At 73.1% G+C, this 25,795-nt stretch carries 16 protein-coding genes; 7 read left to right on the top strand and 9 right to left on the bottom strand.

Annotation, left to right across the window (positions count from 1 at the left end; translation table 11 throughout):
- Nucleotides 1-23: 23 nt before the first annotated feature.
- A complete protein-coding gene (locus ACZ6TB_RS30250) occupies nucleotides 24-1,049 on the bottom strand; it encodes a LacI family DNA-binding transcriptional regulator (protein ID WP_465559593.1) in 1,026 nt (341 codons plus the stop codon).
- Between the two features lie 146 nt (nucleotides 1,050-1,195).
- Between ACZ6TB_RS30250 and ACZ6TB_RS30245 the strand changes: the two genes are divergently transcribed.
- Nucleotides 1,196-2,929 carry an RICIN domain-containing protein gene (locus ACZ6TB_RS30245; protein WP_465559591.1) on the top strand — a complete coding sequence of 578 codons (1,734 nt, stop codon included), beginning with the start codon at nucleotides 1,196-1,198 and terminating at the stop codon, nucleotides 2,927-2,929.
- Here ACZ6TB_RS30245 and ACZ6TB_RS30240 read toward each other — a convergent pair.
- The 4 genes from ACZ6TB_RS30240 to ACZ6TB_RS30225 form a co-directional block, all read right to left on the bottom strand.
- Nucleotides 2,919-3,563: an HAD family hydrolase gene (locus tag ACZ6TB_RS30240; RefSeq protein WP_465559588.1), complete on the bottom strand. Its 645-nt coding sequence runs from the start codon at nucleotides 3,561-3,563 to the stop codon at nucleotides 2,919-2,921. The two genes, ACZ6TB_RS30245 and ACZ6TB_RS30240, sit on opposite strands and share 11 nt — an antisense overlap.
- A 20-nt stretch (nucleotides 3,564-3,583) precedes the next feature.
- Nucleotides 3,584-4,357, bottom strand: a complete 774-nt coding sequence (locus ACZ6TB_RS30235; protein ID WP_465559585.1) for a hypothetical protein — start codon at nucleotides 4,355-4,357, stop codon at nucleotides 3,584-3,586.
- Nucleotides 4,358-4,476: 119 nt separating this feature from the next.
- The gene (locus ACZ6TB_RS30230; protein WP_465559582.1) at nucleotides 4,477-6,975 is read right to left on the bottom strand and encodes a CHAT domain-containing protein; all 2,499 of its coding nucleotides are present in this window, start codon (nucleotides 6,973-6,975) and stop codon (nucleotides 4,477-4,479) included.
- Between the two features lie 5 nt (nucleotides 6,976-6,980).
- A complete protein-coding gene (locus ACZ6TB_RS30225) occupies nucleotides 6,981-7,517 on the bottom strand; it encodes a hypothetical protein (protein ID WP_465559579.1) in 537 nt (178 codons plus the stop codon).
- A gap of 161 nt (nucleotides 7,518-7,678) precedes the next feature.
- Between ACZ6TB_RS30225 and ACZ6TB_RS30220 the strand changes: the two genes are divergently transcribed.
- Together ACZ6TB_RS30220 and ACZ6TB_RS30215 are read left to right on the top strand one after the other, a co-directional pair.
- The gene (locus tag ACZ6TB_RS30220) at nucleotides 7,679-8,635 is read left to right on the top strand and encodes an SDR family NAD(P)-dependent oxidoreductase (RefSeq protein WP_465559576.1); all 957 of its coding nucleotides are present in this window, start codon (nucleotides 7,679-7,681) and stop codon (nucleotides 8,633-8,635) included.
- A gap of 28 nt (nucleotides 8,636-8,663) precedes the next feature.
- Entirely contained in the window at nucleotides 8,664-10,943 is a 2,280-nt protein-coding gene (locus ACZ6TB_RS30215) for a RelA/SpoT family protein (RefSeq protein ID WP_465559573.1), read from the top strand.
- Here ACZ6TB_RS30215 and ACZ6TB_RS30210 read toward each other — a convergent pair.
- Entirely contained in the window at nucleotides 10,919-15,337 is a 4,419-nt protein-coding gene (locus ACZ6TB_RS30210; protein ID WP_465559570.1) for a hypothetical protein, read from the bottom strand. The two genes, ACZ6TB_RS30215 and ACZ6TB_RS30210, sit on opposite strands and share 25 nt — an antisense overlap.
- 17 nt (nucleotides 15,338-15,354) lie before the next feature.
- Here ACZ6TB_RS30210 and ACZ6TB_RS30205 point away from each other — a divergent pair, with 17 nt between their 5' ends.
- The 4 genes from ACZ6TB_RS30205 (at nucleotide 15,355) to ACZ6TB_RS30190 (ending at nucleotide 23,718) form a co-directional block, all read left to right on the top strand.
- The gene (locus ACZ6TB_RS30205; RefSeq protein ID WP_465559568.1) at nucleotides 15,355-16,194 is read left to right on the top strand and encodes a hypothetical protein; all 840 of its coding nucleotides are present in this window, start codon (nucleotides 15,355-15,357) and stop codon (nucleotides 16,192-16,194) included.
- Between the two features lie 153 nt (nucleotides 16,195-16,347).
- Nucleotides 16,348-18,327 (top strand): purple acid phosphatase family protein, encoded by a 1,980-nt coding sequence (locus ACZ6TB_RS30200; protein WP_465559565.1) that lies wholly within the window; start codon nucleotides 16,348-16,350, stop codon nucleotides 18,325-18,327.
- A 191-nt stretch (nucleotides 18,328-18,518) separates the two neighbouring features.
- Nucleotides 18,519-19,868, top strand: coding sequence for a DUF1996 domain-containing protein (locus tag ACZ6TB_RS30195; protein ID WP_465559562.1), 1,350 nt, complete (start codon nucleotides 18,519-18,521; stop codon nucleotides 19,866-19,868).
- 493 nt (nucleotides 19,869-20,361) lie between these two features.
- Nucleotides 20,362-23,718 (top strand): BTAD domain-containing putative transcriptional regulator, encoded by a 3,357-nt coding sequence (locus ACZ6TB_RS30190; RefSeq protein WP_465559559.1) that lies wholly within the window; start codon nucleotides 20,362-20,364, stop codon nucleotides 23,716-23,718.
- Here the strand turns inward: ACZ6TB_RS30190 and ACZ6TB_RS30185 are convergent.
- The 3 genes from ACZ6TB_RS30185 to ACZ6TB_RS30175 form a co-directional block, all read right to left on the bottom strand.
- On the bottom strand, nucleotides 23,700-24,527 hold the full coding sequence (locus tag ACZ6TB_RS30185; protein ID WP_465559556.1) for an ABC transporter permease: 828 nt from the start codon (nucleotides 24,525-24,527) through the stop codon (nucleotides 23,700-23,702). The genes ACZ6TB_RS30190 and ACZ6TB_RS30185 overlap by 19 nt on opposite strands.
- A complete protein-coding gene (locus tag ACZ6TB_RS30180; protein ID WP_465559553.1) occupies nucleotides 24,524-25,513 on the bottom strand; it encodes an ATP-binding cassette domain-containing protein in 990 nt (329 codons plus the stop codon). Before ACZ6TB_RS30180 ends, ACZ6TB_RS30185 begins: the two co-directional genes overlap by 4 nt.
- A gap of 116 nt (nucleotides 25,514-25,629) precedes the next feature.
- Nucleotides 25,630-25,788: a hypothetical protein gene (locus tag ACZ6TB_RS30175; RefSeq protein ID WP_465559550.1), complete on the bottom strand. Its 159-nt coding sequence runs from the start codon at nucleotides 25,786-25,788 to the stop codon at nucleotides 25,630-25,632.
- Nucleotides 25,789-25,795 lie beyond the last annotated feature (7 nt).

The following is a 25,795-nucleotide window of genomic DNA, read 5'->3' as shown; positions in this document are numbered from 1 at the left end:
TGGGCAGACGGCGGCCGGCACTCTTATTCGGCCGGTGCGGCCGTCGAATTGCGGATCACCATCTGGTGCACGTGCTTGGGGGGAGCCGGCGGCACGTGACCGGTGTCGTTGAGGAAATCGGTCAGGTAGCGCAGCCCGACCTCGGCCAGTTCCGCGTTGTCCGAGCCGACCGTGGTCAGCGAGGGCCACACGTGGGCCGCGATCGGGATGTCGTCGAAGCCGGCGACGCTGACGTCACCGGGCACGTCGCGCCCGGTCTCGTGCAGGGCGTGGATGACGCCGACGGCCATCTCGTCGTTCGCCGCGAAGATGGCGGTGACGCCGGGGTCGCGGGCGAGCGTCAGGCCCTGCTCGTAGCCGCTGCGCGCGGTCCAGTCGCCGGTCAGCGCCTCCGGGATCGGTGCGCCGGCCGCGACCAGGGTGTCGTGCCAGTTCTGCCGGCGCTCCCGGGCCGCCCACCAGCGCGGCGGCCCGGCGACGTGGTGCACGGTGCGGTGCCCGAGCCCGAGCAGGTACCGGGTCACGTCGGCGGCCGCGTCGCCGCCCTCCGCCGCCCGCACCGACAGCACCGTCGGCGCCTGCACCACCGGAGCGGCGCCGAGGGTCAGCACCGGCACGTCGATGACCAGCGCCTCCCCGTTCTCGTCGTCGACCGGCTCGGACAGGATGATCGCGTCGACGCCCTGCACGAGCAGGTTGTCGACGGCGGCCTTGAGCCCGGTGGCATCCTCCTCGAACGAGTTCGCGACGCTCAGCGAGTAGCTGATCCGGCGCGCGGCCCGTTCCAGGGCCACCAGCAGTGACGAGGGCCCGAAGTGCGCGGTGCCGAGCGACACCACGCCGATCCGGTAGTGCCGCCCGGTCAGCAGGGCACGCGCCGCCCCGTTCGGCCGGTAGCCGAGCTGCCGGGCCGCCGCGAGCACCCGTTCCCGGGTCTCGCCGGTGACGTTCGGCTCGTCGTTGAAGACCCGCGACACGGTCTTCTGCGAGACGCCCGCCAGCCGGGCGACGTCGGTGCCGCCCGCCCGCCGCCTGCTCGTGTCCGCCATGGCTGCCCCCGTCTGGTGATGACTACGTAGTCGCCAGCTATGTCTACGTAGTCGTCGCCGTTCCGTCAAGGGCTTGACATCTGCTCGATGACTACGTAGACATCGAGGCACTCCCCGCCCCGATCCTTCGATACCCAGGAGTTGTCATGGATCCGAGAAGGCGGATCGCGGTGGCCTCGGTCGCCGCCGCGATGTTCCTGCTGCCGGCCGTCCCCGCGGCGGCCTACGCGCCGACCGGCGGCACCATCTATCAGTTGCCCGCCTCGCAGCCGTGCCTCAAGGGGCGCGGCAACTGCGCGATCTACCCGAAGGCGGCGCAGTTGCCCGGCGGCCGGCTGATCGCGTCGTTCGAGAAGGCGACCGTCGTGGCCGCCACCGGCGGCGCGGCCGGCGAGACGCTGCCGATCTACGCCAGCGACGACGACGGCACCACGTGGCGGTCGCTGTCGGCGGTCGCGCCCCCGGGCGGCGTCCACACCAGCAACTGGACCAACCCGTACCTCTATGTCCTGCCCGCGAGGGTGGGCGATCTCGCCGCCGGAACCCTGCTCCTGGCCTCGGTCGTCTCCGGCGAGGACTACTTCTACCGCGAGCACAAGGCGGCCGACCCCGCGTGGGCGCCGGACAACGACGGCGACCGCAAGGACGTCGCGATCGCCCTGTTCAAGAGCACCGACCAGGGCGTCTCGTGGGCGTTCGTCAACATCGTCGCGACCGGGGGCTGGCAGGGCGGCAGCGCCGGGGCGCCCGGCCGGAACGTGGCGGCGGCCAACACGTACCGGCAGGTGGATCCCGTCTGGGAGCCCTACCTCACGACGTACGGCGGAAGGCTCGTCGCCTACTACTCGGACGAGAACGACTACACCGGCGTCGACTCGTCGGGCGCGCCGATCCTGTCCGCCTCGAACGCGACCGGCGCCGACTCGATCGACCAGATCCTCGCCCACCGCACGTGGGACGGCACGAGCGCGGCGTGGAGCGGCCCGGTGGTCGACGCGGCCGGCATCGGCAACACCGGCGGCGGCCGCCCGGGCATGACCAATGTCGTCCCGACCAGCGACGGCAAATGGATGATGACGTACGAGTACTGGGGCGGCGGCGACAACGTCCGGTTCCGGGTGTCCGGCAGCCCGCTCACGTTCCGGACGGCCGCCGAGACCGGGATCTCCACGCTCCCGGTGACGGCCGGGTCGCACCCGCCGGCCCAGGGCGGCAGTCCCGTGCTCATCCGGCTGCCGGACGGGCGGCTGGTCTACAACGCGGGCGGCAGCGGCAACGTGTGGGTCAACGCGAGCGGCCGCAGCGACGGCGCGTGGACCGAGTTCCGGACCACGGTGGGCGCGGGCTACAGCCGCAATCTCACGTACGTGCAACGCACCGGCCGGGTCTCGATCCTCAGCAACCGCGGCCAGTCCACCATCGTCTACGCCGACCTCGACCTCGGTAACTCGGCGGGCCCGTACTACCAGGTCGTCAATCGCCTGACCGGCCAGGCGATCGGCACCGGCAACCACACCAACGACGCCGACCTCGGCAACGGCGACGTCCCCGACGTGGCGCTGGAGACCCCCGCCGCGTCCAGCACCCAGCGCTGGCACCTGGTGGTGAAGCCCGACGGCGCGGCGACGCTGCTCAACAAGTCGGGCGGCCGCGCCGCCGCCATCTGGACCGGCCGTGCCACCGCGGGACAGCGCATCGGCCAGTGGGTCGACGACACTCCCGCGGGCCTGTGGCGGCAGGTCCCCACGTCCGGCGGCTACGGCCGCTTCCAGTCCGCCGCCGACCCGTCGCTCTACCTGACCGGCAGCGCCGCCGGTGCGCCGCTGACCCTGCAGACCCTGCGCACCGACGGCTCCCAGGAGTGGAAGCTCACGTCCTGAGCAACTCGTCGAGCGTCCGGAGGCCCGGGCGCCCGCCGTCCCGGGACATGACGACGCCCTGGTAGCCGAGCCGCACGGCCGCGGATACCAGGGCGGGGTCGTCGTCGATGAACAGGCAGGCGGCGGGCGGCAGGCCGAGCAGGTCGCTGCCGGCGGCGTACATGCGCGGATCGGGTTTGCGGCAACCCATCAGCTCGGAGATGACGAAGCCCGCGAAGTAGTGGCCGATGCCCGCCTCGTGGAAGAAATCGTCGAGGCCGGCCCAGTTGTCGGAGACGACCGACATGCGGATGCCCCGGTCGCGCAGGCGGGCCAGCGTGGGGCGTACGTCCGGAAAGACCTCGACGGCGGGAGTCGCCGGCGGCGCCTCGAGTTCCGCCAGGAGCGCGTCCGACGGCGTGGTGATGCCCAGGACGCGCAGCATCGCGCGGTGGTAGACGGTGCGGTTGACGGTCGTGCTGCCCGCGTCCAGGACGCGCTGGCCCTCGGCTATCGCCTCGGCGAAGCGGTCGGCCGCCGGGTGATGGGCCAGGACGATGGCCTCGAAGTCGAACCGCGGGTTCCAGCGGCCGCCGACCGGGCCGGTGAGCACGCCACCGGCGTCGAAGAGAACTCCCTCGATGCGTTGTGCCACCGGCCCAGCCTACGTGCGCGTCAGACCGGGATCAGGCGGGCGGCGAAGGCGACCGTGCCGAGGTCACCCCGGCGGAGCTTGTGGGCGGCCGGGTGCTCGCCGAGGCCCTCGAGACGGGACGCGGTCGCCTCGACCAGCTGCGGCTCGGCGGCGATCAGGCGGCGCGCCATCCGGGCCTGGGTGGGGCTCAGGCCGGCGTACGCGCAGCTCTGCAGTGCGGTGACGGTTGCCGGGTCGAGCGTGCCGGCGACCAGGCGCTCGGTGACGATGGTGAGCAGCCAGTCCGGCCACCACTGATAGCGGCCGACGGCCCGGCTCGACCGGATGGCGGCGGCGGGGGAGTGGCCGGCCTTCAGCAGCCGTACGGCGACCTCCGTCCCGAACGACTCCAGGCGCAACGCGGTGACGACCGCCCGGAGCAGCGGCGCCGTGCCGGTGAACGGCTCGATGTCGGCGGCGGCCTCGGCCCAGTCGCCGTCGAGCAGGTGGCAGACCGCGTACGCCTCGCTGGTCCCGGGGTTGATCGAGGTCGACCGCTCGGTGAGGTGCCCGACGGTGGCGATCAGCCGCGACGTCGCGTCCTCGGCCCGCTCGGCCAGCTCGGGGCTGGCCGGCCGGTTCAGGTGCCGCAGCACGACGTCACCGGCGAGCTCGGCCTCGCGGCGCAGCAGCAGCGACGGGATGCGGGGGAGGATCTCGTCCAGGAGCGCCTCGGTCACCGTGCCCCGGTCGAACTTCTCCGCGCACTCCTCGAACTGGGCCCACCAGGACGCCGGGTGGCTGTTCTGCGTCACGGTTCTCCTCTTGTGAAGTCGGCTACGGGGCTCCGATCGGCACGCCGGGCGGCCCGGCTGAGTGAGACTTTGTCGATGCGTTGCACCTGCGGTGCGAGCAGGGTCGTCGATGGTTGCGGTCAGCCCGCGGCCTTCAGCTCGACGGTCGTGGCCGGGTCGCCGATCAGCACGAACGGGGCCCAGTCGACCGGCTGGTCGTACCCGGCCTCGGGGTCGGCGACCTGGGTCTGCGCCCACCCCATCGCTTGGCTCACGGTCGCCCCGGTCGACAGCGCCAGGTAGAAGTGCCGGAAGAACAGCTCGGCCGAGTCGTCGCTGGTCGCCCACAACGCGGCGACCACCGCCCGGGTGCCGTTGCGCAGCGCGGCCTGCGCGAGCCCGACCAGTTCGTCGCCCGGGCGGCGCTCCGACCGGCCGGTCAGGCAGCCGCTGAGGATCAGCAGCCGCGGTGCGGGACCGCCGTCCAGCAGGTCCTCGACCGTGACGAGGCCGTCGGCCATGTGCAGCCCGGACAGCAGCGGGTCGGCCGCCTGGTAGCTGCCGTGGCAGGCGAGGTGAAGCAGCAGGGGACGCCCGGCGTCGAGCAGGGCCGCCCGACCGGCGTCGGTGCCGATCCGCGCCCGGACGCCGAGGAGGGTCGCCACCGCGCGCGCCTCGTGGGCGCTGCCCGGCAGATCGCCGGTCGGATCGCCGAGCACGACCGGCTCGCCGTGGGGCGCCCGGTCGCCGGCGGTGCGGGCCAGGACGGCGAGATAGCTCGCGGACGGCACCGTCGCCAGGAAGAAGCGATTGCGCAGGTACTGCCGGGGCGGTGCGTCGTCACCGCCGGGCACGAACCACAGCGCGCTGAACGGTAGATAGTTCAGGTCGCGGTGCGGCACCACGATGAGGTTGGCGATCCGGGCGAGGTGCGGCATCTGCGGGCGCAGCAGGGCGGCGAAGAGCAGGTTGCCGGTCGGCAGGTCCGGGTCGCCGGCCTCGACCTCGGCCAGGAACCGCTGCACGAGCGCGGGCAGCTCGTCCACCTGCACCATCTCGGCGTTGACGAAGCCCTCCCGCGAGAGCAGGAACTGGAACAGCGCCGACCTGGTGGCGAAATACTCCAGGACGTACGTCTCCTCGGGGATGGCCGCGCAGATCTCCTCGAATGCCGGCAGTTCGGCCTCGCTCGTCGTGGCCGCCGCCGGTCGGGCGGCGGTCAGCTGCGCCCGCAACGTCCGAAGCTCGTCGAGCAGTCGCGGCTTCTCCTCGGCGGGCACGTGTTCGTCGAGCAGCCGGGCGACCAGAGCCTGGCGGCGCTCACCGCCGGGCGTGGCCCGATCGAGCCGATCCAGGCGGTTGCCGCCGACCGCGTCCAGGAAGGCCCGGGCCCGTGCGCGCTCGCCGAACCGGAACGCCTCGGCGCCGCGCTGCAACGCCGCGCACATGCCGATCGCGATCTCGTAGAGGCCCTCCTTGTCGGCCAGCAGCCACTGACGTTCCTCGGGCCGGCCGATGTTCGCACGGAGCAGCTCGACGATGTCGGCCGCGCGCCGCAGTGCCTCGAGCGCCTCCTCGATCTCCGGGATCATCGACGGTGCGCCGGCCGCCTTGGCGGCCTCGATCCGGCAGGTGGCGACCGCGTACTCGAGGCGCCACTGGAGGTCGACGAAGCCGTGGTCGCGGGCGGTCGACAGGCCACCGAGCGCCGCGGTCAGACCGGCCGCGGGCTCGTCCCGGTGCAGCTCGAGGATGCTCAGGTTGAGCTGATCGTGCACGACGTGTTTCCAGTTGCCGACCTCCTCGTGGAGCCGGCGGGCGGTCGCGAAACGCTCGGCCGCTTGTTCGGTGTCGCCGGCCAATGCCGCGGCGACCCCCTCGTTCGCGACGGCGCAGGCGACGCCCGACTCGTCGCCGGCGTCGGTCCAGAACGCGCCGACGCCGCGGAAGAGGTCGCCCGCGAGCTCATGGTCGCCGGCCAGATCGGCGAGGGCGGCTCGGTTGGTCGCCGCTTCCAGCGCCATCCGGACGAAGCCCGCCTCGGTGGCCACCTCGATCGAGCGGTCGAAGTACGCACGCGCCGTGTCGACGTCACCCATGTGCTGGTGGACGAGGCCCAGCATGTTGAGATCGTTGGCCCGGTTGCGGTCGTTGCCGATCCGTTCGTCGATCTCCAGCGCCTCGAGCAGTGCCCGCTGCGCCTCCTCCAGCCGTGACTGAGCCAGGTGGACGGCGGCCAGGTTGGCCAGCGTGTCGGGCACGAGGAAGCTCGCGGCCCGGCTTTCCCGGCCCAGTTCCAGCGCCCGGAGCAGCAGGTCCTCGGCCGCACCCAGGTCGCCGCGGCGGTCGGCGTCGCGGCCACGCTCGCCGAGCAGCATCGCCCACTCCGTCCCGAACGGGGGCCTCGGGTTCCGTTCCAGGTAGTGCTCGACCTCGTCGAGCAGGGGGCCGCTCTCCTCGGGCCGTCCGCTCTCCCGGAGCCACTGTGCCTTCTGGAGCAGGAGGTAGGCGCGCAACCGCTCATCGTCCCGGCCGGCCGTCAGGGCCGCGTCGATGGTTTCCAGCGCCCGATCGGTGTCGCCGGCCTCGTAGTAGCCGTTGGCCTGGTTGAAGAGTACGTCGGCATCCCGCCCGGGCATGTCGCTCACCCCATTCCGATGGAGGACCCGTCCGGGAACTCGAACTTCAGGTGCAGCTTGATGAGCTCGTCCCGGATCAGGCCCGTGACCCGGCCGACGGCCTGCGCGATGCCCTCGGCCTTGCGGGCGCGGATGTAGCCGGCGATCTCCTTGGGATCGCAGCGCACCAGCACCTCGTACGCCGCGTTCACCGCCTTGGCGGTGCGTTCCGGGTCGGCCAGGATCGCCTCGTCGCTGATCTTGATGCAGTAGAGAGGCTCGACGGCCCCGGTCGTCAGGACGAGCGCCGGCGGCCGGCGCAGCCCGAACAGGCGCAGCGCGTCGGACATGTGCTCGTCGGCCGGATCCCAGATGTTCACGCTCGTGCCGTCCGGCACGCGCGGACCGAACTTGCGGGCCGAAGCCGTGGCGACCGCGTCGACCGGGAGATCGAACCGCGACGGGAAATAAAGGACGTAGATCTTCACGGACGACGAGAGCGGCGCCCGGAGGAGATCGGCCCAGGTAAATGCGTCCGAGCCGAACGTGCGGAGCGGGGTCATGCGCAAGCCCGCGGGAGTGGTACGAAGGCGCCAACGCGGTTCCATCCGAGAATTCTCGTGCCCCGATCGGGGCCGGTCACCGGCCCCGCCGATCGGATCAACGACAGCCACGGTCCGGCCGATCGCCGCATAGGGTGCCGCCGGCCGGGTATGTGGATCTCATGACAACCCGGGTCGTGGTGCTGACCGGCGCCTCCAGCGGCATCGGCCGGGCGGCCGCCCTCGCGTTCGCGGCCCGCGGCGACGCGGTGGTGCTGGCCGCCCGCGACGAGGAGGCGCTCGAGGCGGTGGCCGCCCGCTGCGGCCCCGGCACGCTCGTCGTGCCCGCCGACGTGACCCGCCAAGCCGAGGTCGAGGCGGTGGCCTCCGCGGCCGTGCGGCGCTTCGGCCGCATCGACGTCTGGGTCGACACCGCCGCGGTCATGGCCTACGGCCGGTTCGAGGACCTGCCCACCGAGGTCTTCGACCGGGTCGTCGCGACCGACCTGCTGGGCCCCGCGCACGTGGCCCGCGCCGCCCTGCGCGTCTTCCGCCGCCAGCGCCGGGGCACGCTGATCGTCGGCAGCTCACTGCTGGCCCACGTCGCCGTCCCCTTCATGTCGCCCTACATCACTTCCAAGTGGGGTTTGCGGGGTTTGGTCCGCACGCTCCGCCAGGAGACGCGCGACCTGCCGGACGTGCACGTCTGCTCGGTCGCGCCGGGCAGCACGGACACGTCCATCTACACGAGCGCCGCCAACTACGCGGGCTTCGTGGGCCGCCCGCCCCCGCCGGTCGACTCGGCCGAGCGGGTCGCCGCCGTCATCGTCCGGCTCGCCGACCGCCCCCGCGCCGGCGCCTCGGTCGGCCTCCCGAACCGCCTCATCGAGGCCGGCTTCGTGCTGCTGCCGCCGGTGTACGACGCGCTGGTGACGCCGCTGATGCGCACCTTCGGCCTGTCCCGCCGGGCGGCCACACCCCAGGACGGCAACGTGTTCGAGCCGCGGCCGCGGGTCGAGGGCGGGCCGGGCCGCTGGGGCCGCGCGGGGGTGGTGGCCGCCGGCGCGGTGGCGATCGCCGCCGGCCTGCTCGGCGGGGCCGGATTGAAGGCTCTGGTGTCCGGTTCGCGCCGGAGCTGATCGCCCCTCGATGTGGCATGGTCGGTAGATGAGGGGAGACGCGCCACCGCTGCCCGGCTCCGAGCCGGCGAGCGCGGACACCCGCGCCGCGGCCCTCGCGCCCGCGGACGACGGGGTCTTCCGGCCGCCGTGGCGCTGGCGCCAGACTCCCGACCTGCTCCGGCCCCTGCTGGTGACCCACGACCTCGCTCACCCCAAGGCCGACCTGCGCGAGGTGGAACGGGCGTTCGACCTGGCCGAGCGGCATCATTTCGGCCAGGCTCGCCGCAGCGGGGAGTCCTACATCGTCCACCCGCTGGCCGTGGCGACCATCCTGGCGAACCTCGGCATGGACACGACCACCCTGGTGGCCGCCCTGCTGCACGACACGACCGACGGCCCGGGCTACTCGCTCGAGCAGATTCAGGCCGACTTCGGCGCCGAGGTGCGGCTCCTGGTCCACGGGGTGGGCCTGCTCGATCGGGTGAGACTGGGCGACGCCGCCAAGGCCGAGACCATCCGCAAGATGGTGGTGGCGATGGCCAAGGACCCGCGCGTCCTGGTCATCAAGCTGGCCGACCGGCTGCACAACATGCGTACGCTCACCGTCCGGCCCCGGGCCGAGCAGGAGCAGAAGGCGAAGGAAACGCTGGAGATCTTCGCCCCGCTCGCCGAGCGCCTCGGTCTGCGGACCATCCACTCGGAGTTGCAGGACCTCGCGTTTCGCACGCTCTTTCCCCAGCGTTACGGGAAGCTGGCCGACTTCGTCCGGGTGACGCTGCCCAGCCGCCTGACGCTGCTCCGTGGGATCACCGGCCGGATCGAGTCCGATCTGAGGACCGCGAAGATCAAGGCCGAGGTGAACGGCCGGACCAAGAACCTGTACGCCATCTACCTGGACATGATCGAGAAAGGGAGCAAGCTCGACGAGATCTACGACCTGATCCGCCTGCGCATCCTGGTCGACACGGTCCGCGACTGCTACGCCGCGCTGGGCGTCATCCACGCGAACTATCAGCCGGTGCCGGGCCGGTTCAAGGACTACATCGCGATGCCGAAGTTCAACATGTACCAGTCGTTGCACACGACGGTCATCGGCCCTACCGGCAAGCCGGTCGATCTGCAGATCCGCACGTTCGCCATGCACCGTACGGCCGAGTTCGGCATCGCCGCCCCGTGGCGGCAAAGCTCGACGACGCGTGCGGACGTCAACGGCCCGCCGGCGCACGTCGACGAGATGACCTGGCTGCGGCAACTGCTCGACTGGCAGCGCGAGGCGAGCGACCCGTCCGAGTTCCTGGACGCGCTGCGCTTCGACCGGTCCCGCCTGGAGATCTACGTTTTCACGCCCAAGGGTGACGTGATGGCGCTGCCGGTGGGCTCGACCCCGGTCGACTTCGCCTACGCGGTGCACACCGACGTGGGGCACCGCTGCATCGGCGCTCGGGTGAACGGCAAGCTGGTCCCGCTCGAGTCCGAGCTCACCAACGGCGACGTGATCGAGATCTTCACGTCGAAGTCGGCGACCGCCGGGCCGACCCAGGATTGGCTCGGGTTCGTCAAGAGCCCGCGGGCGCGGCGGAAGATCCGGCAGTACCACAACCGGCACCGCCGCGCGGAGGCGATCGAACTCGGCAAGGAGTCGCTCGTCAAGGCGATGCGCAAGCAGGACCTGCCGCTGCGGCGCCTGCTGACCGCCGAGAACCTGACCGCGTTCGCCGGCGAGCTGCGTCTGACCGACACGGCCGCGCTCTTCGAGGCGATCGGTGAGGGCTCGATCTCGGTCCACTCGGTCGTGCGGAAGCTGGTGTCCGGGCCGGATGGTGAGCCGGACCCCGAGGCGACCCCTGCGCCGCCCGGCCGCGAGACGGCGCCGGAACCGGCCGTCGTGGTCAAGGGCGTCAGCGACGTGTGGGTCAAGCTGGCCCACTGCTGCACCCCGGTGCCCGGCGACGCGGTCTTCGGGTTCGTCACCCGCTCCGGCGGCGTGAGCGTGCACCGCGAGGACTGCGCGAACGCGGAGGAGCTACGCGACCAGTCCGAGCGGGTGGTCGAGGTCGGCTGGAAGCCGACCGGCGTGTCGATGTTCCTGGTGGCCATCCAGGTGGAGTCGCTGGACCGGCACCGGCTGCTGGCCGACGTCACCAACGTGCTCCTGGCGGGGCGGGTGAACGTCCTCTCGGCGACCGTGACCACGACCCGCGACCGGGTGGCGGTCAGCCGGTTCACCTTCGAGATGGCCGATCCGGAGAGGCTCGGCCAGCTCGTCGCGGCCGTCCGCGGCATCGACGGCGTGTTCGACGCCTACCGGGTGACGTCCGGCGCCTGAGCCCCGGACCGGTCGAACCGGGCCACCTCCCAGCCGTACCCGGCCACGAGCCCGCCGTCGGGCGTGAAGCACATCGAGCGCGCGGCCTCGGGCACGATGACCGTCTCGGCCCAGTCCGGGCCGGCCGCACGCCAGATGCGGATCACACCGTCCGCGGCGGCGGCCGCGACGACCCAGCCCCCGGCGTCGGCGGCGCAGGCCACCGCGGTCACCGCTTCGGTGTGCCCGGTCAGCGAGGGCAGCCGCTCGCCGTCCGCGAGCCGCCGGCGATGAACCTCGCCGTCGGAGCATCCGAGGACGATGATCCCGTCCGGCCCGCTCAGGCCGGCGACGCTGGTGACGTCGCTGCCGAGGCCGGTCACCCGGTACCGCAGGTTGGCGGTCTCGACGTCCCAGACGGCGGCCGAGCGTCCGGCGGCGCTGGTGAGGATGACCGGCGTGCCGTCGGCGAGCCGGAACCAGGCGACGGCGTTCACATGGCTGCCCGAGGCCGGGCGCAGGTCGAAGTCCTCTTCGGGGCCGGGCCGGAACTGGGTGCGGCTGCCCCAGGAGTCGCAGAGCACGGCCCGGAACGGCCGGTCCGGGTCGGCGGAGCAGGCGACGGCGACGATCGCCGGGGCGAACTGCTCGGCGGCGGTGGCGACGCGCCCGCCGGTCCGGTCCGGCAGCGCGGATCGCCGGAAGACGCCGGCCAGGTCGCCGCTGACGACCAGATCCCCGTCCGCCCCGCGCCCGGCGGCCACGGTGAGGATCGGGTTCTCGGTGTCGTGGACGATTCCTCGCGCCCGGCCCGTCCGGGCGTCCCAGCGCAGAACGGTGCCGTCACGGCCGCCGCTGACCACGAAGGCGCCGGCGGCCGCCACCGAGGTGACCGTGTCGAGATGGCCGGCGCGGGACGACGTCTCGTCGGCGGCCGGGCTCACGTCCCAGACCCGGCCGTGGCCGTCGAGCCCGTAGGTGAGCACCAGGTCGGTGCCGTCCGCGGTCGACAGATGGGCCGTGCCCGTCACCGAGTTGGTGTGCCCGGTCAGCACGCCGCACGCCGCTCCGGTCGCGAGGTCCCAGAGGCGCGCGGTGCCGTCGCCGCCCGCGGTGATCGCGACCGTGGCGCCGTCGGCGAGCGTCGCGCAGGCGGCCGGACCGAGCCAGGAGCGATGACCGTGCAGTGTCCACCTCGTCTCGCCGGTGCGCAGGTCACGCACCTCGGCGTCGCCGCTCGCGCCACCGAGGACGACGACGTCCGCGTCGATGCCCGGCACCCAGGCGCAGGCGGCGGGCGCGGTCCAGGCCCCGGCGGTCCGTAGCTCGTGCCGCACCCGGCCGTCGGTGAGACTCCACACGATCACCTTGCCGCCGCCGCCGGTGACGACCGCGACGTCCGTGGTGTCGCGCATACGGTGGCACGCGATTCCGCCGGCCCAGTCGGGGAAGCCCTCCAGGCGCAGCCGCCGCTCGCCGGTGACGGCGTCCCAGACCCGCACGTCGCCCTCACGGTCGGCGCTGACCACGACCGGCGAGCCGTCGGCCAGGACGGTCGTGGCCAGCGCGGTCACCTCCGCGGCGTGCGCCTCGCACGTCCAGCCGCCGCCCGGCCCGGCGACCGGCGCGCCGTGCAGGTGGCCATCGCGATCGCCCAGGACCACGTAGGCCGCGCCGCCGGGCGTCACCAGGTGGACCGCGGCGGTGGTGGGGGCGCACGCGACCTTCGTCCTCGAGTAGAGCGTCGCGTCCGGCATCGTCCAGACCGCGACCCGGGCGTTCCGGCCCACCGTCACCAGCATCGGGCCGTCCGGCGACGCGTAGGGGAAGGCATGGACCACCGGGCCGGTCCCGGTCGCCCGGACCGCCCGCGGCGTGCCGTCGACGAGGTCCCACAGCTGGAGGACGCCGTCCTGGCCGCCGACCGCCGCGTATTGCCGCGACGCGACGGCGGTCAGGGCGGTGGCGGTGATCTCCGCGCCGGCCGGCAGCACGTGCAACAGCGACGAGGACTGACCACCGGTGGACCACGACGGCCGCCAGCTCATGGCCGGGAGGTCGCCGGTCACCTCGGTGAGCCGGCGGCTCAGCTTCCGCTGCCCGTGCCGCGCGGCGTCGAGGGCGAGCAGGCCGCGCCGGGCCTCGGGCTCGGCGCGCAGGTGGTGGTAGAGCGAGGTGCGGAAGATCGCGGCCGCGACCCGGCCCTCGGGCGTCGTGGCCCGGCGCAGGTGCCGCGCCAGGTGCGCCGGGTCCGCGTGGACCAGGAAATGCGGGTCGGCCAGCAGCTCGTCGATCCGGCCGGCCGCGGCGGCGTGGTCGGCGGCGTGGCGCAACAGGTACGGCGGCGTGATCGCTCCGTCCCAGGTGCGGCCCTCAGCCCGTACGGCGTCGAGAATCTTGCCGTGCGCCGCGGCCGTCCGCTGCTGGAGGTGGTCGGAGAGCGCCTGGTGGAACAGCCGGTAGAGGGTGGTGCCGTCCGGCTCGTGGTCGCGCCGCAGGTAGAAGCGCGCCTCCCAGAGCGCGGCGACGACGTCCTGCCGCTCGGGGCGCGCGCCGGTGGTCCCGGCGAGCTCGGCGCAGCACGCCTCGATGACCTCGAGCGGGACACCGGCGCCGAACGCGTGCGCGACCACCTTCAGCACCGGCAGCAGCCACGGCGAGACGCGGCCGGAGAGATCAAGATCAAGGACTTCCGGCAGCGTACGGGGTACCCGAGCGGCCCTCGGCTCGACCGGCACCGCCGAGCGCACCAGGTGGTTCACGTAGACGCCGGCGACCAGGAACTCGCCCCAGCGCGGTCCGCCCCCGGCCGCCACCGGCGCGGACAGCACGTCGGCGACATGGCCGGCCAGGAAGCGGCGGGTCTCCACCATCTCGTACGCGCCATAGCCCGCGTCCGTCCGGAGCAGGTCGTCGACGTAGCCGGCCAGGGCCTCCCGCAGCTCGCCCCGGTCCTCGGCGTCGAGATCCACCAGGGAGCCGAGCTCCGCGGCGTCGGCGCACAACGGCTGGAACGCCGGCCAGTACCGGCCCGCGCGGGTGCCGACCAGCAGGCGGCCCGGGACGCGGTCGCCGGCGGGCGCCGACAACGTGCCGATCGCCGCCAGCACGGCCACCGGGTCGACGGTCTCGTCGAGGGCGTCCAGCACGACCACCGGCGGGCGTTCCCGGGCGAGCAGGGCCTCACGCAACCCGGCCGGGGTCCACTCCCGGCCGGGCTCGTCCAGCTCGAGCTGACGGGCCACCGAGCCCAGGATCTCGGCGAGTCCCCGCTCGCGGGCGTGCACGACGGCAAGATCGGCCCGCGGAGCGGCCGGCAGGTCGGCCCGCCGATCCCACCACAGTTTGTCGGTGACGGTCGCGAGCCGCGGATGGCCGGCGCAGACGAGCATGCCGATGGCCGCCGACTTGCCGACGCCCGGGCTGCCGGTGACCACCATGAGCCGGGTTCCCGCGTCGCCGGTGAGCCAGCCGGTCAGGCGGCGCAACTGGTCGCCCCGGCCGCGGAACGTGCCGGGCATGAGCCGGCCCGGATGTTCCTCCCGGCCCGAGGCACGGGACGCGAAGTGCCACGGGTCGACCAGCGGGTCCACGGCCGCGACCAGGTCGCGGAACTCGGCCGGGACCGAGCCCATCAGGGACGGCTCGTGCGCCGGGTTCGGGAAGAACGGGACGTCGACGACGGCGCCGAGGTCGACCCGGGTGGCGATGACCTGCTGCGGGTACGACCCGCGTTCCCCGGCGAGGTCCAGCACCCGCTTGCGCACCGCGCGCACCACGCTGGTCAGCGGCACGTACGGGAACGAGAAGTGCTGGTCGATGCCGCCGAGGTCGCCGAGCACGCCGATCAGCGCCTCGGTGAAGTGGCCGTTGTAACCCGATCGGGTGGGCAGGCAGCCGGCCACCACCCAGGCCCGGCGGCGCTCGTCGTCGATGTGCTGGTCGAAGGCCTGCCGCGCGGCGCGCCCGGCGTAGCAGACGTCGATGAGGAACAGCACCCGTGCCTTGGCGTCCGCGCCGTGCCGGCGCTCCGGGTCCTCGTCCTCGTCGTCGCCGCTCGCGTCCGTCATCCAGCCGCTGACGCTGGTTCCGGCGTGGGTCCGGCCGTCCGCGCCGACCATCAGCACGCCGCCGTTGCGGTCGATGCCGTGCCCGATGACGTGCACGATCAGCAGATCGTCCGGCCCGGCCCCGCGAATCGCCCCGGCGACGGCCGCGCCGAGCCGGTCGGCGTCGAGGTCGACGTGCCCGGCCGGCGGTTCCGCCGTGTAGCCGTGGCCGGACAGCACCGCGAGGAGCCGCTGCCCGAGCGCCGGCGCGAACTCCAGAGGCTGGTCGGCGAAGGCGCCGCCGAACGAGGACCCGGCAATACTCAACAGAACGCGTCGCACCGAGCGTGCCTCCAGGGTGTCCATGAGCGACGATAGCGGACGTGGCTCTTCGAGTGCTCGGCGTGCACGGCGTGTGGAACTACCGGCCCCAGCTCGACGCGGCGGACGCCGCGCGGGCGCTCTCCGCGGAGTGGGCGGCCGCCCTGCCCGGCGATGCGCTCGACGTCCGCGTCGTCTACTACGCCCACCTGCTGCGGACCTCGGTGCCGCAGGGCGGCGGCCCGGACGGGCTCAGCGACCTCCCGCCGGACGTCGAGCAGATGATCCTCGACTGGGCCGGCGAGTTCGGCGTCGTCCCGGCGGACGCCGTGCGGCAGGGCCCCGGCACCGTCCCGATCCGCTGGCTGGTCCAGCGTGTCGCCGCGGCCTGCGCGCTCAATCCCACGCTCACCGCCGGTCTGCAGAAGTTCGTGGGCGCCTTCTTCCGCGAGGTCGCGGCCTACCTCCGGGTCCCCGGCGGCGCTGCCCGGGCGGCGGTCCGCGACTGCGTGGCGGCGGCCATCGCCGAGCACCGCCCCGACGTGCTGCTCGCGCACTCGCTCGGCTCGGTGGTCGCCTACGAGGCCCTGCTCGCGAACCCGTCGCTGAGCACGCCGCTGCTCGTGACGATGGGCTCGCCGCTGGGCATGCCGGCCGTCGTCTACGACCGGCTGCAGCCCGAGCAGCCGCCCGCGCCCGGCATCCGCCCGCCGAACGTGGGCCGCTGGGTCAACATCGCCGACCCGGGCGACCTCATCGCGGTGCCCCGCCCGTTCACGACCAGGTTCGCGCCCGACGAGAACCACGACGACGAGTACATCCACATGCTCGACTTCCACCTCGTGGGTCACTACCTCAAGGCACCCGCCACGGCCCGCGCGATAGCCACCCTGGCGCCCTAGCGCTCGCCCGCGGCGGAGTCCTGGTGAGACAGGGCTGAAACTCATGCGGGGACGACCATGAGAAATGCTCCACTTAGGTTCAATGCGGGCTCATGGTGAGTTCACCACCCGGTCATGCCGATGCCGGCCGCTCGAAGCCGTCCGGCGGCCAGGATGACCTTCGTGACCAACAGTCTGAACAACCGTCCCGTCACGGTGGACGAGTACGCGGAGTGGAACACGCGGGCGCTGGCCCGGCAGCCGGTCAGCCGGCGGACGATGCTCAAGGCCGTCGCCACCGGGGCCGGCGGGATCGCGGTCGCCCAGTTCGCCCTGGCCGACGCGGCCTTCGCGGCCGGCGGGGGCACCCCGGGCCCGGCCGGCGTGGTCGTCTCCGGACGGCACCTGTCCTTCGTCCCGGGCCCGGACGGCATGCTCCGCCGGGCCATGTCGGTGACCGCCCAGCTGGTCAGCAAGACCGGCCTGCTGCCGCGCAACCTGCGCGCCTACGTCGAGGTCGGCACGGCGCCGGGACACTACGGCGAGCGCCACGAGGCCGACATCCAGCACCTCTACGGCCAGTACGCGATCCCGGGCGGCCCGGTCAGCAGCCAGTTCTATCTCAAGGCCACCATCACCGGCCTGCGCGAGGGCACCCTCTACCACTACCGGGTGCGGCTCTCCGACGGCACGGTCAGCGGCGACGCGCACTTCACCACCGCGCCCGCGACGGTGCTCGGGCACGGGCACGACCTGCGGGCGCCGAAGCCGTTCACCTTCACCGCGTTCGCCGACGTCGGCACCAACACCGCGCCGACCGACCCCAAATGGGCGTGGGAGTCCACCCCGGTCGCCTGGCCGGCCGGCGTGTTCGACGACAACTACTACAACGTGGCCGACCCGGTCTCGGGGACCAACGGCACCGACCCGCGGCCGGCCGTCACCCAGACCAACCTGATGGCCACCCAGAACCCGGTGTTCACGCTGCTGGCCGGCGACATCTGCTACGCCGACCCGGACGGTTCGGGACTGCCCGCCGACGACAGCGCCGTCACGAGCGCCCCGGTCGGGAAGAACCGCTACAACCCGTACGTCTGGGATGTGTTCCTGAATCAGATCGAGCCCCAGGCCGCGTTCACGCCCTGGATGTTCGCGACCGGCAACCACGACATGGAGCCGCTGTACGGCAACACCGAGTTCCTCGGGGACAGCCCGAACCACGGCTACGGTGGCCACCTCAAGCGCCTCGACATGCCCGCGAACGGCCCCCGCACCTGCCCGTCGGTGTACCGCTTCGTCTACGGCAACGTCGGCGTCATCTCGGTCGACGCCAACGACCTGTCCTACGAGATCCAGACCAACACCGGCTACTCCGGCGGCGCGCAGCTGCGCTGGCTCGAGGAGACGTTGAAGGAGTGGCGGCAGGGTGACGCGTCGGAGAGCGTGGACTTCGTCGTCGCGTTCTTCCACCACTGCGCCTTCTCGACGACCAACAACCACGCGTCCGACGGCGGCCTGCGCGACCGGCTCGACCCGCTGTTCAGCAGGTACCAGGTGGACCTCGTGGTGCAGGGCCACAACCACCTTCTCGAGCGGACCGATCCCATCCGGTACGGCCGCCGCACCCGCCCGGCCCCCGACGGCTCGACCATCCACCCCGCCGACGACGGGGTCACGTACATCTGCGTCGGTTCCGGCGGCCGCCCGCGCTACCCGTTCCGCCCCGCGCCGAGCGAGACCGCACCGGCGCCGGCCGGCGTCACCCCGACCGGCCCGCAGCTGCTGCCCGAGGGCCAGCGCTACCGCGGCTACCAGGCCCCGGGTGGCGCGAACACGACCGAGAACAACACCGAGAACATCGTCAACAGCTACGTCTGGTCGAAGGACGGCACCGCGATCAACGCGTCCGGCTACCCGTCGGGCACGAAGGTCCCGGAGACCGTGGACTGGTCGCAGGTCCGCTACGACGACTACGCGTTCATCGCCGTCGACGTGAAGCCGGCGCGCCGGGGAGGACGCACGACGTTCACGGTCCGCACGCTGGCCGACGCCTTGCCGGGCTCGGGAAAGCCGTACAGCGAGATCGACCGCATCACCTTCGAGCGCACCGCGGGCCGCAGCCGCATCCGCAAGCCGGACGAGCACCACCACTGACCGCGTCGATGCCGCACGGCCACCCCCGGCCGTGCGGCATCGAGCTGTCCCTTAGCCGATCCGGGAAGCGCTTCCCGAGATTTCACCCTTGTTTCGCAGATAACGCGGATCAGCGTGCGTCAATGTTGAGGAAGCGCTTCCCCGCCATCGATACTCCGTGCACCCCGATCCCTCCCCCCGAAGGGAACGACATGCACAAATCCCCGAAGATCCTTGCCGCGGCCCTCGTGGCCGCGGCCACCGTTCTGGTCGTGGCCCCCGAGGCCGAGGCCGCGACCGTCACCGTCCAGGCCGAGTCCTACGCGGCCCAGTCCGGCGTCCAGCTCGAGGCCACGGCCGACAGCGGCGGCGGGCAGAACGCCGCCTACCTGGCCGAGGGCGATTGGATGCGGTACGACGGCGTCAACCTCGGCGCCGCCGGCACCCTCACCGTCCAGGCCCGGGTCGCGTCCGCGGTCGGCGGCGGCCGCGTCGAGCTGCACACCGGCTCGGCCACCGGCCCGCTGCTCACCCAGTTCACCATCGCCGCCACCGGCGGCTGGCAGGCGTGGAGCACGCTGACCGCCACCACCGCCTCGCACCCGACCGGCGCACAGACGGTCTTCGCGGTCCTGCGCAACACCACCGGCGGCGACTTCGTCAACATCAACTGGTTCTCGTTCGGCGACGGCTCGCCCACCGACAGCGGACCGGGCTGGATCCCGATCGACCAGGCGGCCTGGAACGCCCAGCTCGCCCAGTTCAACTCGCTCACGCCGCGGTCCGTCCCGGCCGGCACCGTCCGGGTGCCCGAGTTCAACGCGACCTGCGCCTACAGCCACTCCCACCCGGACGACCCAATCATCTTCCCGGGCATGCCGGGCGCGTCGCACATGCACAGCTTCCTCGGCAACGACCGCACCGACGCGTACACCACCACCGGCAGTCTGCTCGCGAACGCAGGCACCAGCTGCCGCCCGGCGCCGGACCTCTCGGCGTACTGGATCCCGTCGCTCTACCAGGGTGACCAGGTCATCGAGCCCAAGGACGTGGTGGTCTACTACGGCTCGCGGCTCACCGACCCGGCCGCCACCAAGCCCTTCCCCCAGGGCCTCCGGATGATCGCCGGGGACGCCAAGCTCCAGACGCCGACCCCGGCCGGCTCGGTCAACGCGTTCTACTGCGCCGGGCCGGGCGGCGAGATCGGCCGCAGCGCCGACGGCAACTGGCCGATCTGCGCCTCGACCGCGGTGCTCATGTTCCACCTGGTGTTCCAGGACTGCTGGGACGGCAAGCACCTGGACAGCCCGACGCACAAGGCGCACATCGCCTACAGCTACGACGGCACCTGCAAGGGCGACTACCCGGTCGCCATCCCGAACCTGTCGTTCCTGATCGCGTACCCGACCAGCGGTTCTTCCGCCGGTTTCCGGCTCGCTTCCGGCATGGCGTCGTCGATGCACGGGGACGCGTTCTTCGCCTGGGACAACCTGGCGCAGAGTCAGCGGGTGAAGAACTGCCTGGTCCAGAAGGCCAAGTGCAACACGGAGGGCAACTTCTGATTTGAGCCGACGGGATCTGCCGCCGGGCCGGCACGGGTGTGGTGACGGTTGCCTTGCCCCGGATGGGGCATCGCGGCAGTCCTGACGGCCCGGCCGGCCCGGCAATCCGTTCCCGAGGCCGCCCGGCTGGTTAGCTCACCCACCCCGTTCACTGGGTGGGGCGAGCTAACCGGCCGGGTATGACAACTCCCAGCTGTTGTCCACAAGCCGACGCGAACCGGGAGCGCGGGCGATCGAGGGCCATGGGCGCGTTCCGAGACGCGGGTGGCCGGCTGCGTCGGCGCCAGTCCTTGCCGCGCCGGGATGCGGGTCCGCGATCTGGCGCATCGCCGAGCCCGCCAGGTAGGCCGCGTCCTGGCCGCCGGCAGGGTCGACCGCCACCGGCAACGCGCCCATCGAGACCGGCAGGTCATCCACAAGCTGAGGCGACGCTGAGAGATTCGACTCACGCGTTGATTTGGGTACGCGGGCCCGCGCGCGAGAGGATCGGCGGGTGGGCGGGCACGGGGACTCGGCGTTGCGGCTGCGCGTGACGCTGCTGGGCACCTTCGAGGTGTCGCGCGGCGGCGTCGTCGTGCCCATTCCCGGTGCGCGCCTGCGCGGGCTGCTCGTCCGTCTCGCCCTGGCCGGCGGCCGCGCCGTCGACCCCGGCACGCTGGTCGACGCGCTCTGGCCCGAGGAGGGCCCCGGCGACCCGGCCAACGCCCTGCAGTCCCTGGTCTCCCGCCTGCGCCGGATGCTCGGCGCGGCCGGCGCCGTGGCCCAGGTCGAGGGCGGCTACCGGCTCGACGTCGCCGCCGACGACGTCGACGCGCTGCGCTTCGAGCGGCTGGCCGCCGGCGGCCGCGACCGGCTGCGCGCCGGCGACCCGCTGGGCGCGGCCGACCTGCTCGGCGCCGCCGTCCTGCTCTGGAGCGACCCGGCCGGCGCCGAACCGGGCGCGATCGCCGCCGTGGCGCCCCCGGCCGCGACCCGGCTGGCCCGCACCGCCGTCGAGGCCCACGCCGACCTGGCCGAGGCCGAGCTGGCGCTGGGCAAGGCCGCGGCGGCGGGGGAGCGGCTCGCCGCCCTGCTCGCCGAGCACCCGCTGGACGAGCGGATCGCCGCCCTGTCGATGGACGCGCTCGCCGCTCAGGGCCGCCAGGCCGAGGCCCTGGCCCTCTACGAGCGCGTCCGCGAGGCCCTCGCCGACAGCCTCGGCGCCGACCCCGGCGCCGCCCTGCGCGAGCGGCACCTGCGCCTGCTGCGCGCGCCCGCCGACCCGCCCGCCCCGCCGTTCCCGGACGAGAGCGCCGCGCCGCCGCCGAGCAACCTGCCGGCGCCGGTGAGCAGCTTCATCGGCCGCGACGACGACCTCGGCCGGATCGACACGCTGCTCGCCACCGGCCGCCTCGTCACCGTCGTCGGCCCCGGCGGCGCCGGCAAGACCCGCATCGCGCTGGAGGCGGCCCGCCGCCACCGCCATGAGTACCGTGACGGCGCCTGGATGATCGACCTCGCCTCGGTGACCGAGCCGGCGAAGGTCGGCGCCGCCATGCTGGCCGCGATCGGGCTGCGCGGCGCCGCGCTGTTCGAGCCCTCCAAGATGTTCGACGGCGGCGAGCTGGACGTGCTCACCGAGCAGCTCAACGGCCGCGAGACGCTGCTGCTGGTCGACAACTGCGAGCACCTGATCGACGCGGTCGCGCACCTGGTCGACGCGCTGCTGCCGCGCTGCGCCGGGCTGCGGGTGCTGGCCACCAGCCGGGAGACGCTCGCGGTCGACGGCGAGGCACTGGTCCCGCTCGGCCCGCTGACCCTGCCCGACCCGGCCGATGGCGTCGCCGAGGCCCGGCGTACGGCGTCGGTGCGCCTGTTCACGGCCCGGGCGGCGGCCGTGCGGCCCGGGTTCGACGTCGACGAGGAGACCCTGGCCGACGTGGTACGGGTGGTGCGCGGTCTGGACGGCATGCCGCTGGCGCTCGAGCTGGCCGCCGCCCGCCTGCGCACGCTGTCGCTGACCGAGCTCGCCGACGGCCTGTCCGACCGGTTCCGGCTGCTCACCACCGGCAGCCGCACGGCCCAGCCCCGGCATCGCACGCTGCGCGGGGTCATCGCCTGGAGCTGGGATCTGCTCGGCGACCACGAGCGGGCGGTGGCCGAGCGCGTCTCGGTGCTGCCCGGCGGCGTGACCCCCGCCTCGGCCATCGCGGTCTGCGCCGGCGAGGTGCCCCCCGCGCTCGTGCCCGACCTGCTGGCGGCCCTGGTCGACCGGTCGCTGCTGCAGCTCGCGCCGGACGCGGGCCGCTACCGGATGCTGGAGACCCTGCGCGAGTACGGCGTCGAGCGGCTCGCCGAGCGGGGCGAGCTCGAGGCCGTCCGGAGCCTGGCCGCCGGCCATCTGTCCGCGCTGGTCGAGCACTACGATCCGCAGCTGCGCGGCCGCGACCAGCTGGCGGCGCTGGCGGTGATGCGCGCCGAGTACGACAACGCGCTGGCCGCCGTCCGCCACTACTGCGACATCGGGGACGGCGGCGCCGCGGTCGGCCTCGCGCTCAACCTGACCTGGTACTGGCAGATGTTCGGCCGGCACAGCGACGCCGCGTACTGGATGGGCGAGGCGTTGAGCGCAACCCCGACGCCGGCCCCAGCGGGGCCCGGGTTCTCCATGCCGTCCGAAGGACCAGGTATCGGTAGCGATCTGGACCGGGACTGTGGTGAGGCGGTGATGCTGCTCAACAAGATCAGCTCGCGCTCGATGGCCACCACCGAGGCGACGGTCAAGACCCACCAGGCCCAGCTCCGCTCGCTGGCCGACCGCCTCCTCGCGTACCCGCACGTGCCCGGCCTGGCCGGCGCCCTGATCGCGGTGACGCTCGCGTTCCTGGAGGAGACGGAGAAGGCGCTGGAGATCGTCCAGCGCCTGATCGACGGCTCCGACCCGTGGCTGGCCGGCCTCGCGCACATGTTCCGGGCCCAGTTCGCCGAGAACGACGGCGACACCGATCAGGTACGCGTCGACATCGCCGGCGCGCTGGAGTGCTTCGGCCGCACCGGCGACCGGTGGGGGCTGGCCACCGCGCTGCCGATGCGGGCGCTGCTGCGGCAGTACGACGGCGACCTCGACGGCGCGCTGGCCGACCTGAGCGAGGCCAAGCGACTGGCCCGCGACTTCGGCTCGCTGAGCCTGAGCGACGAGATCTTCATCGACATGCGCTGGATCGACCTCTACGTGCGGCGCAACGACCACGACCGGGCGGTCGCGATGATCGCCGCCACCCGGGAGCGGGCGCTGCGCTCGTCCTCGCCCGAGATGGTCATCCTGCTCGACGCGCTCGAGGCCGGGCTGTGGTCCCGGATGGGCGAGCTCGACCGGGCGCGGGAGCTGTGCGACGCGGCCGAGGAGGGCATGCGCCGGGTCCCGGCGTTCGCCGGCGACCACGGGCGGGCGCTGACCGGCGCGGTGCGGGCGACCCTCTGCGTGCAGTCCGGCGACGGGCCGGGTGCGGAGGCGGCGCTGGCCGGGGCGTACGAGGCCGCGGTGGAGAGCCGCGACATGCCGATCCTGGCCATGGTGGCGGTGGTCGCCGCGAGCCTCGCGGACCTCTACGGCCGGCACCTCGACACCGCGCTGCTGCTGGGCGCGGCGGCCCGGCTGCGCGGCACCCATGACCGCACCGAGGTGCAGATCATCGACCTGAGCGGCCGCAGCCGGGCCGCTCTCGGCGAGGAGCGCTTCGCGGAGGCGTACGAGATGGGATGGAAGCAGGACGGCAAGACCGCCCTGACGCAGGTCGACCCGGCCCGGCTGCGCCGCGAGGCGCTGCCGGCCGGGGACCAGAAACAATCGGCTCAGGCCCGCCGGGCGTAGGCCCGCAGCGCGAGCGGGACGAACACGATCAGCAGGCCGGCCATCCAGGCCAGCGTCGCCCACAGGTGACCGGCCACCGGGCCGCCGATCAGCAGCCCGCGGATCGTGTCGACCAGCGGTGTGATCGGGTTGAGGTGCACGAAGCCCTGCAACCAGCCGGGCAGGGTGTTGGTCTGCACGAACACGTTGCTGCCGAACGACAGCGGGAAGATCAGCAGGAACATCACGCCCTGCACGGCGCCCGAGGTCCGCACGATCATGCCGACCCAGACCGAGATCCAGCAGAAGCACAGGCCGAACGCGATCGACAGGGCCACCGCCGCGACGGCCGGCAGGAAGCCGGTCTCGACCCGGAAGCCCATGATCGTGCCGAAGCCGAGCATCACCACGCAGACGGTCAGGTACCGCACGACGTCGGCCGCGACCGCCCCGACCAGCGGCGCCGACCGGGCCACCGGCAGTGACCGGAAGCGGTCGAAGACGCCCTTCTCGATGTCGGCATTGAGGTTCTGGCCGAGCGCGATGCCGCCCATCGCGAGCGACTGCGCGAGCATGCCCGGCAGCAGGAACTGCAGGTAGTCGTCCCGGTGGCCGCCGGAGATCGCGCCGCCGAGCAGGTAGGTGAACAGCAGCAGGAAGATCACCGGCTGGAGGGTCACGTCGATCAGGGCCTCCGGCGTCCGGATGGTCTTGATCAGACTTCGCCGGGCCAGCGCGACGCTGTGCCGGGCCAGCGCGGCCAGCGAGCCGCCGCGAGGCTTGTCGATGTCGCCGACGATGTTGCGAACGGGCACGTCGAGAGTCGTCATACGAGCTCAGCCTCCTTGGGCGCAGCGGTTTCGGGGTCGTCGCCGGTCAGTGCGTGGAACACCTCGTCGAGGCTGGGCAGGTGCACGCCGAGGTCGACGAACTCGATGCCGGCCCGGCGCAGGGCCGGGAGCGCCTCGTCGAGGGCGGTGTCGCCGGTGACCGGCACCGAGATCGCGCCCGGGCGGGCGCCGGCGGCGGTGTCGGACGAGGCGTTCGTGCCGGGGGCGGCGACCGCGTCGAGCACGGCCATCGCGTCGCCCAGCCGGGCCGGGTCGGCCGGGCGCACCTTCAGGGTCAGGCCACCGACCCGGCGCTTGAGGCCGTCCGGGGTGTCGTGGGCGATCACCCGGCCGTGGTTGATCACCACGATCTCGTCGGCGAGCGCGTCCGCCTCCTCCAGGTACTGCGTGGTCAGCAGCACGCTCGAGCCCTGGGTGATCTGGGTGCGCACGACGCCCCACATGTCCTCGCGCTTGGCCGGGTCGAGGCCGGTGGTCGGCTCGTCCAGGAAGATCACCTCGGGGTGGCCGACCAGGCTCGCGGCCAGGTCGAGCCGGCGCCGCATGCCGCCCGAGTAGGTCTTGGCCGGTCGCCCGGCGGCCTCGGCGAGGTCGAACCACTCGAGCAGCTCGGCCGCGCGCTTGCGGGCGTCCTTCGTCGTGAGATCGAGCAGCTGCCCGATCAGCACCAGGTTCTGGGTGCCGGTCAGGTCCTCGTCGACCGAGGCGTACTGACCGGTCAGCCCGATCCGGCGGCGCACCCGCTGGGGCTGCTTCAGCACGTCGATGCCGGCCACCTCCGCATGCCCGGAATCCGGCCGCAGCAGCGTGGCGAGCACGCGTACCGCGGTGGTCTTGCCGGCGCCGTTCGGCCCGAGCACGCCGAGCACCGTGCCGCGGCGCATGGCCAGGTCCACCCCGTCGAGAGCCTGGGTGGTCCCGAACCGCTTGCGGAGGCCCTCCGCCCGTACCACGAGATCGCTCATGATCTTCCGTCCCTTCGTCTTCGTGTCTCGGCAAGCAGACTGCCGGGCCGCACTGACACGGCCCGCACACGGCGCTGACATCGCCCTGTCGCCGGTGTGAGCCCGGTGTCAGTGCCTCAGCCGTCGCCGAGTCGCGGTCGCGGAGCCGGATCGCCGGCCGGGTCGGCCGTCTCGAGGTGCTCGAGCGCCAGGTGATGCAGCTGAACTTCCGGAACGCCGGCGACCACCGCCGAGATCGACCGCGGCGACCTGGACGCGATGGCGACCGAACTCAACGCCCTG

Source organism: Actinoplanes sp. NPDC051537 (genome assembly GCF_055586105.1).
Note: the sequence above shows the minus strand (reverse complement) of the source record. Positions and strands in the feature narration are given on the sequence as shown.

Excerpts from the sequence above, each read along its gene's own strand:
- ACZ6TB_RS30250 (WP_465559593.1), bottom strand. The coding sequence starts at position 1,049 with ATGGCGGACACGAGCAGGCGGCGGGCGGGCGGCACCGACGTCGCCCGG.
- ACZ6TB_RS30245 (WP_465559591.1), top strand. The coding sequence starts at position 1,196 with ATGGATCCGAGAAGGCGGATCGCGGTGGCCTCGGTCGCCGCCGCGATG.
- ACZ6TB_RS30230 (WP_465559582.1), bottom strand. The coding sequence starts at position 6,975 with ATGCCCGGGCGGGATGCCGACGTACTCTTCAACCAGGCCAACGGCTAC.
- ACZ6TB_RS30225 (WP_465559579.1), bottom strand. The coding sequence starts at position 7,517 with ATGACCCCGCTCCGCACGTTCGGCTCGGACGCATTTACCTGGGCCGAT.
- ACZ6TB_RS30220 (WP_465559576.1), top strand. The coding sequence starts at position 7,679 with ATGACAACCCGGGTCGTGGTGCTGACCGGCGCCTCCAGCGGCATCGGC.
- ACZ6TB_RS30215 (WP_465559573.1), top strand. The coding sequence starts at position 8,664 with ATGAGGGGAGACGCGCCACCGCTGCCCGGCTCCGAGCCGGCGAGCGCG.
- ACZ6TB_RS30210 (WP_465559570.1), bottom strand. The coding sequence starts at position 15,337 with ATGGACACCCTGGAGGCACGCTCGGTGCGACGCGTTCTGTTGAGTATT.
- ACZ6TB_RS30200 (WP_465559565.1), top strand. The coding sequence starts at position 16,348 with ATGACCTTCGTGACCAACAGTCTGAACAACCGTCCCGTCACGGTGGAC.
- ACZ6TB_RS30195 (WP_465559562.1), top strand. The coding sequence starts at position 18,519 with ATGCACAAATCCCCGAAGATCCTTGCCGCGGCCCTCGTGGCCGCGGCC.
- ACZ6TB_RS30185 (WP_465559556.1), bottom strand. The coding sequence starts at position 24,527 with ATGACGACTCTCGACGTGCCCGTTCGCAACATCGTCGGCGACATCGAC.
- ACZ6TB_RS30180 (WP_465559553.1), bottom strand. The coding sequence starts at position 25,513 with ATGAGCGATCTCGTGGTACGGGCGGAGGGCCTCCGCAAGCGGTTCGGG.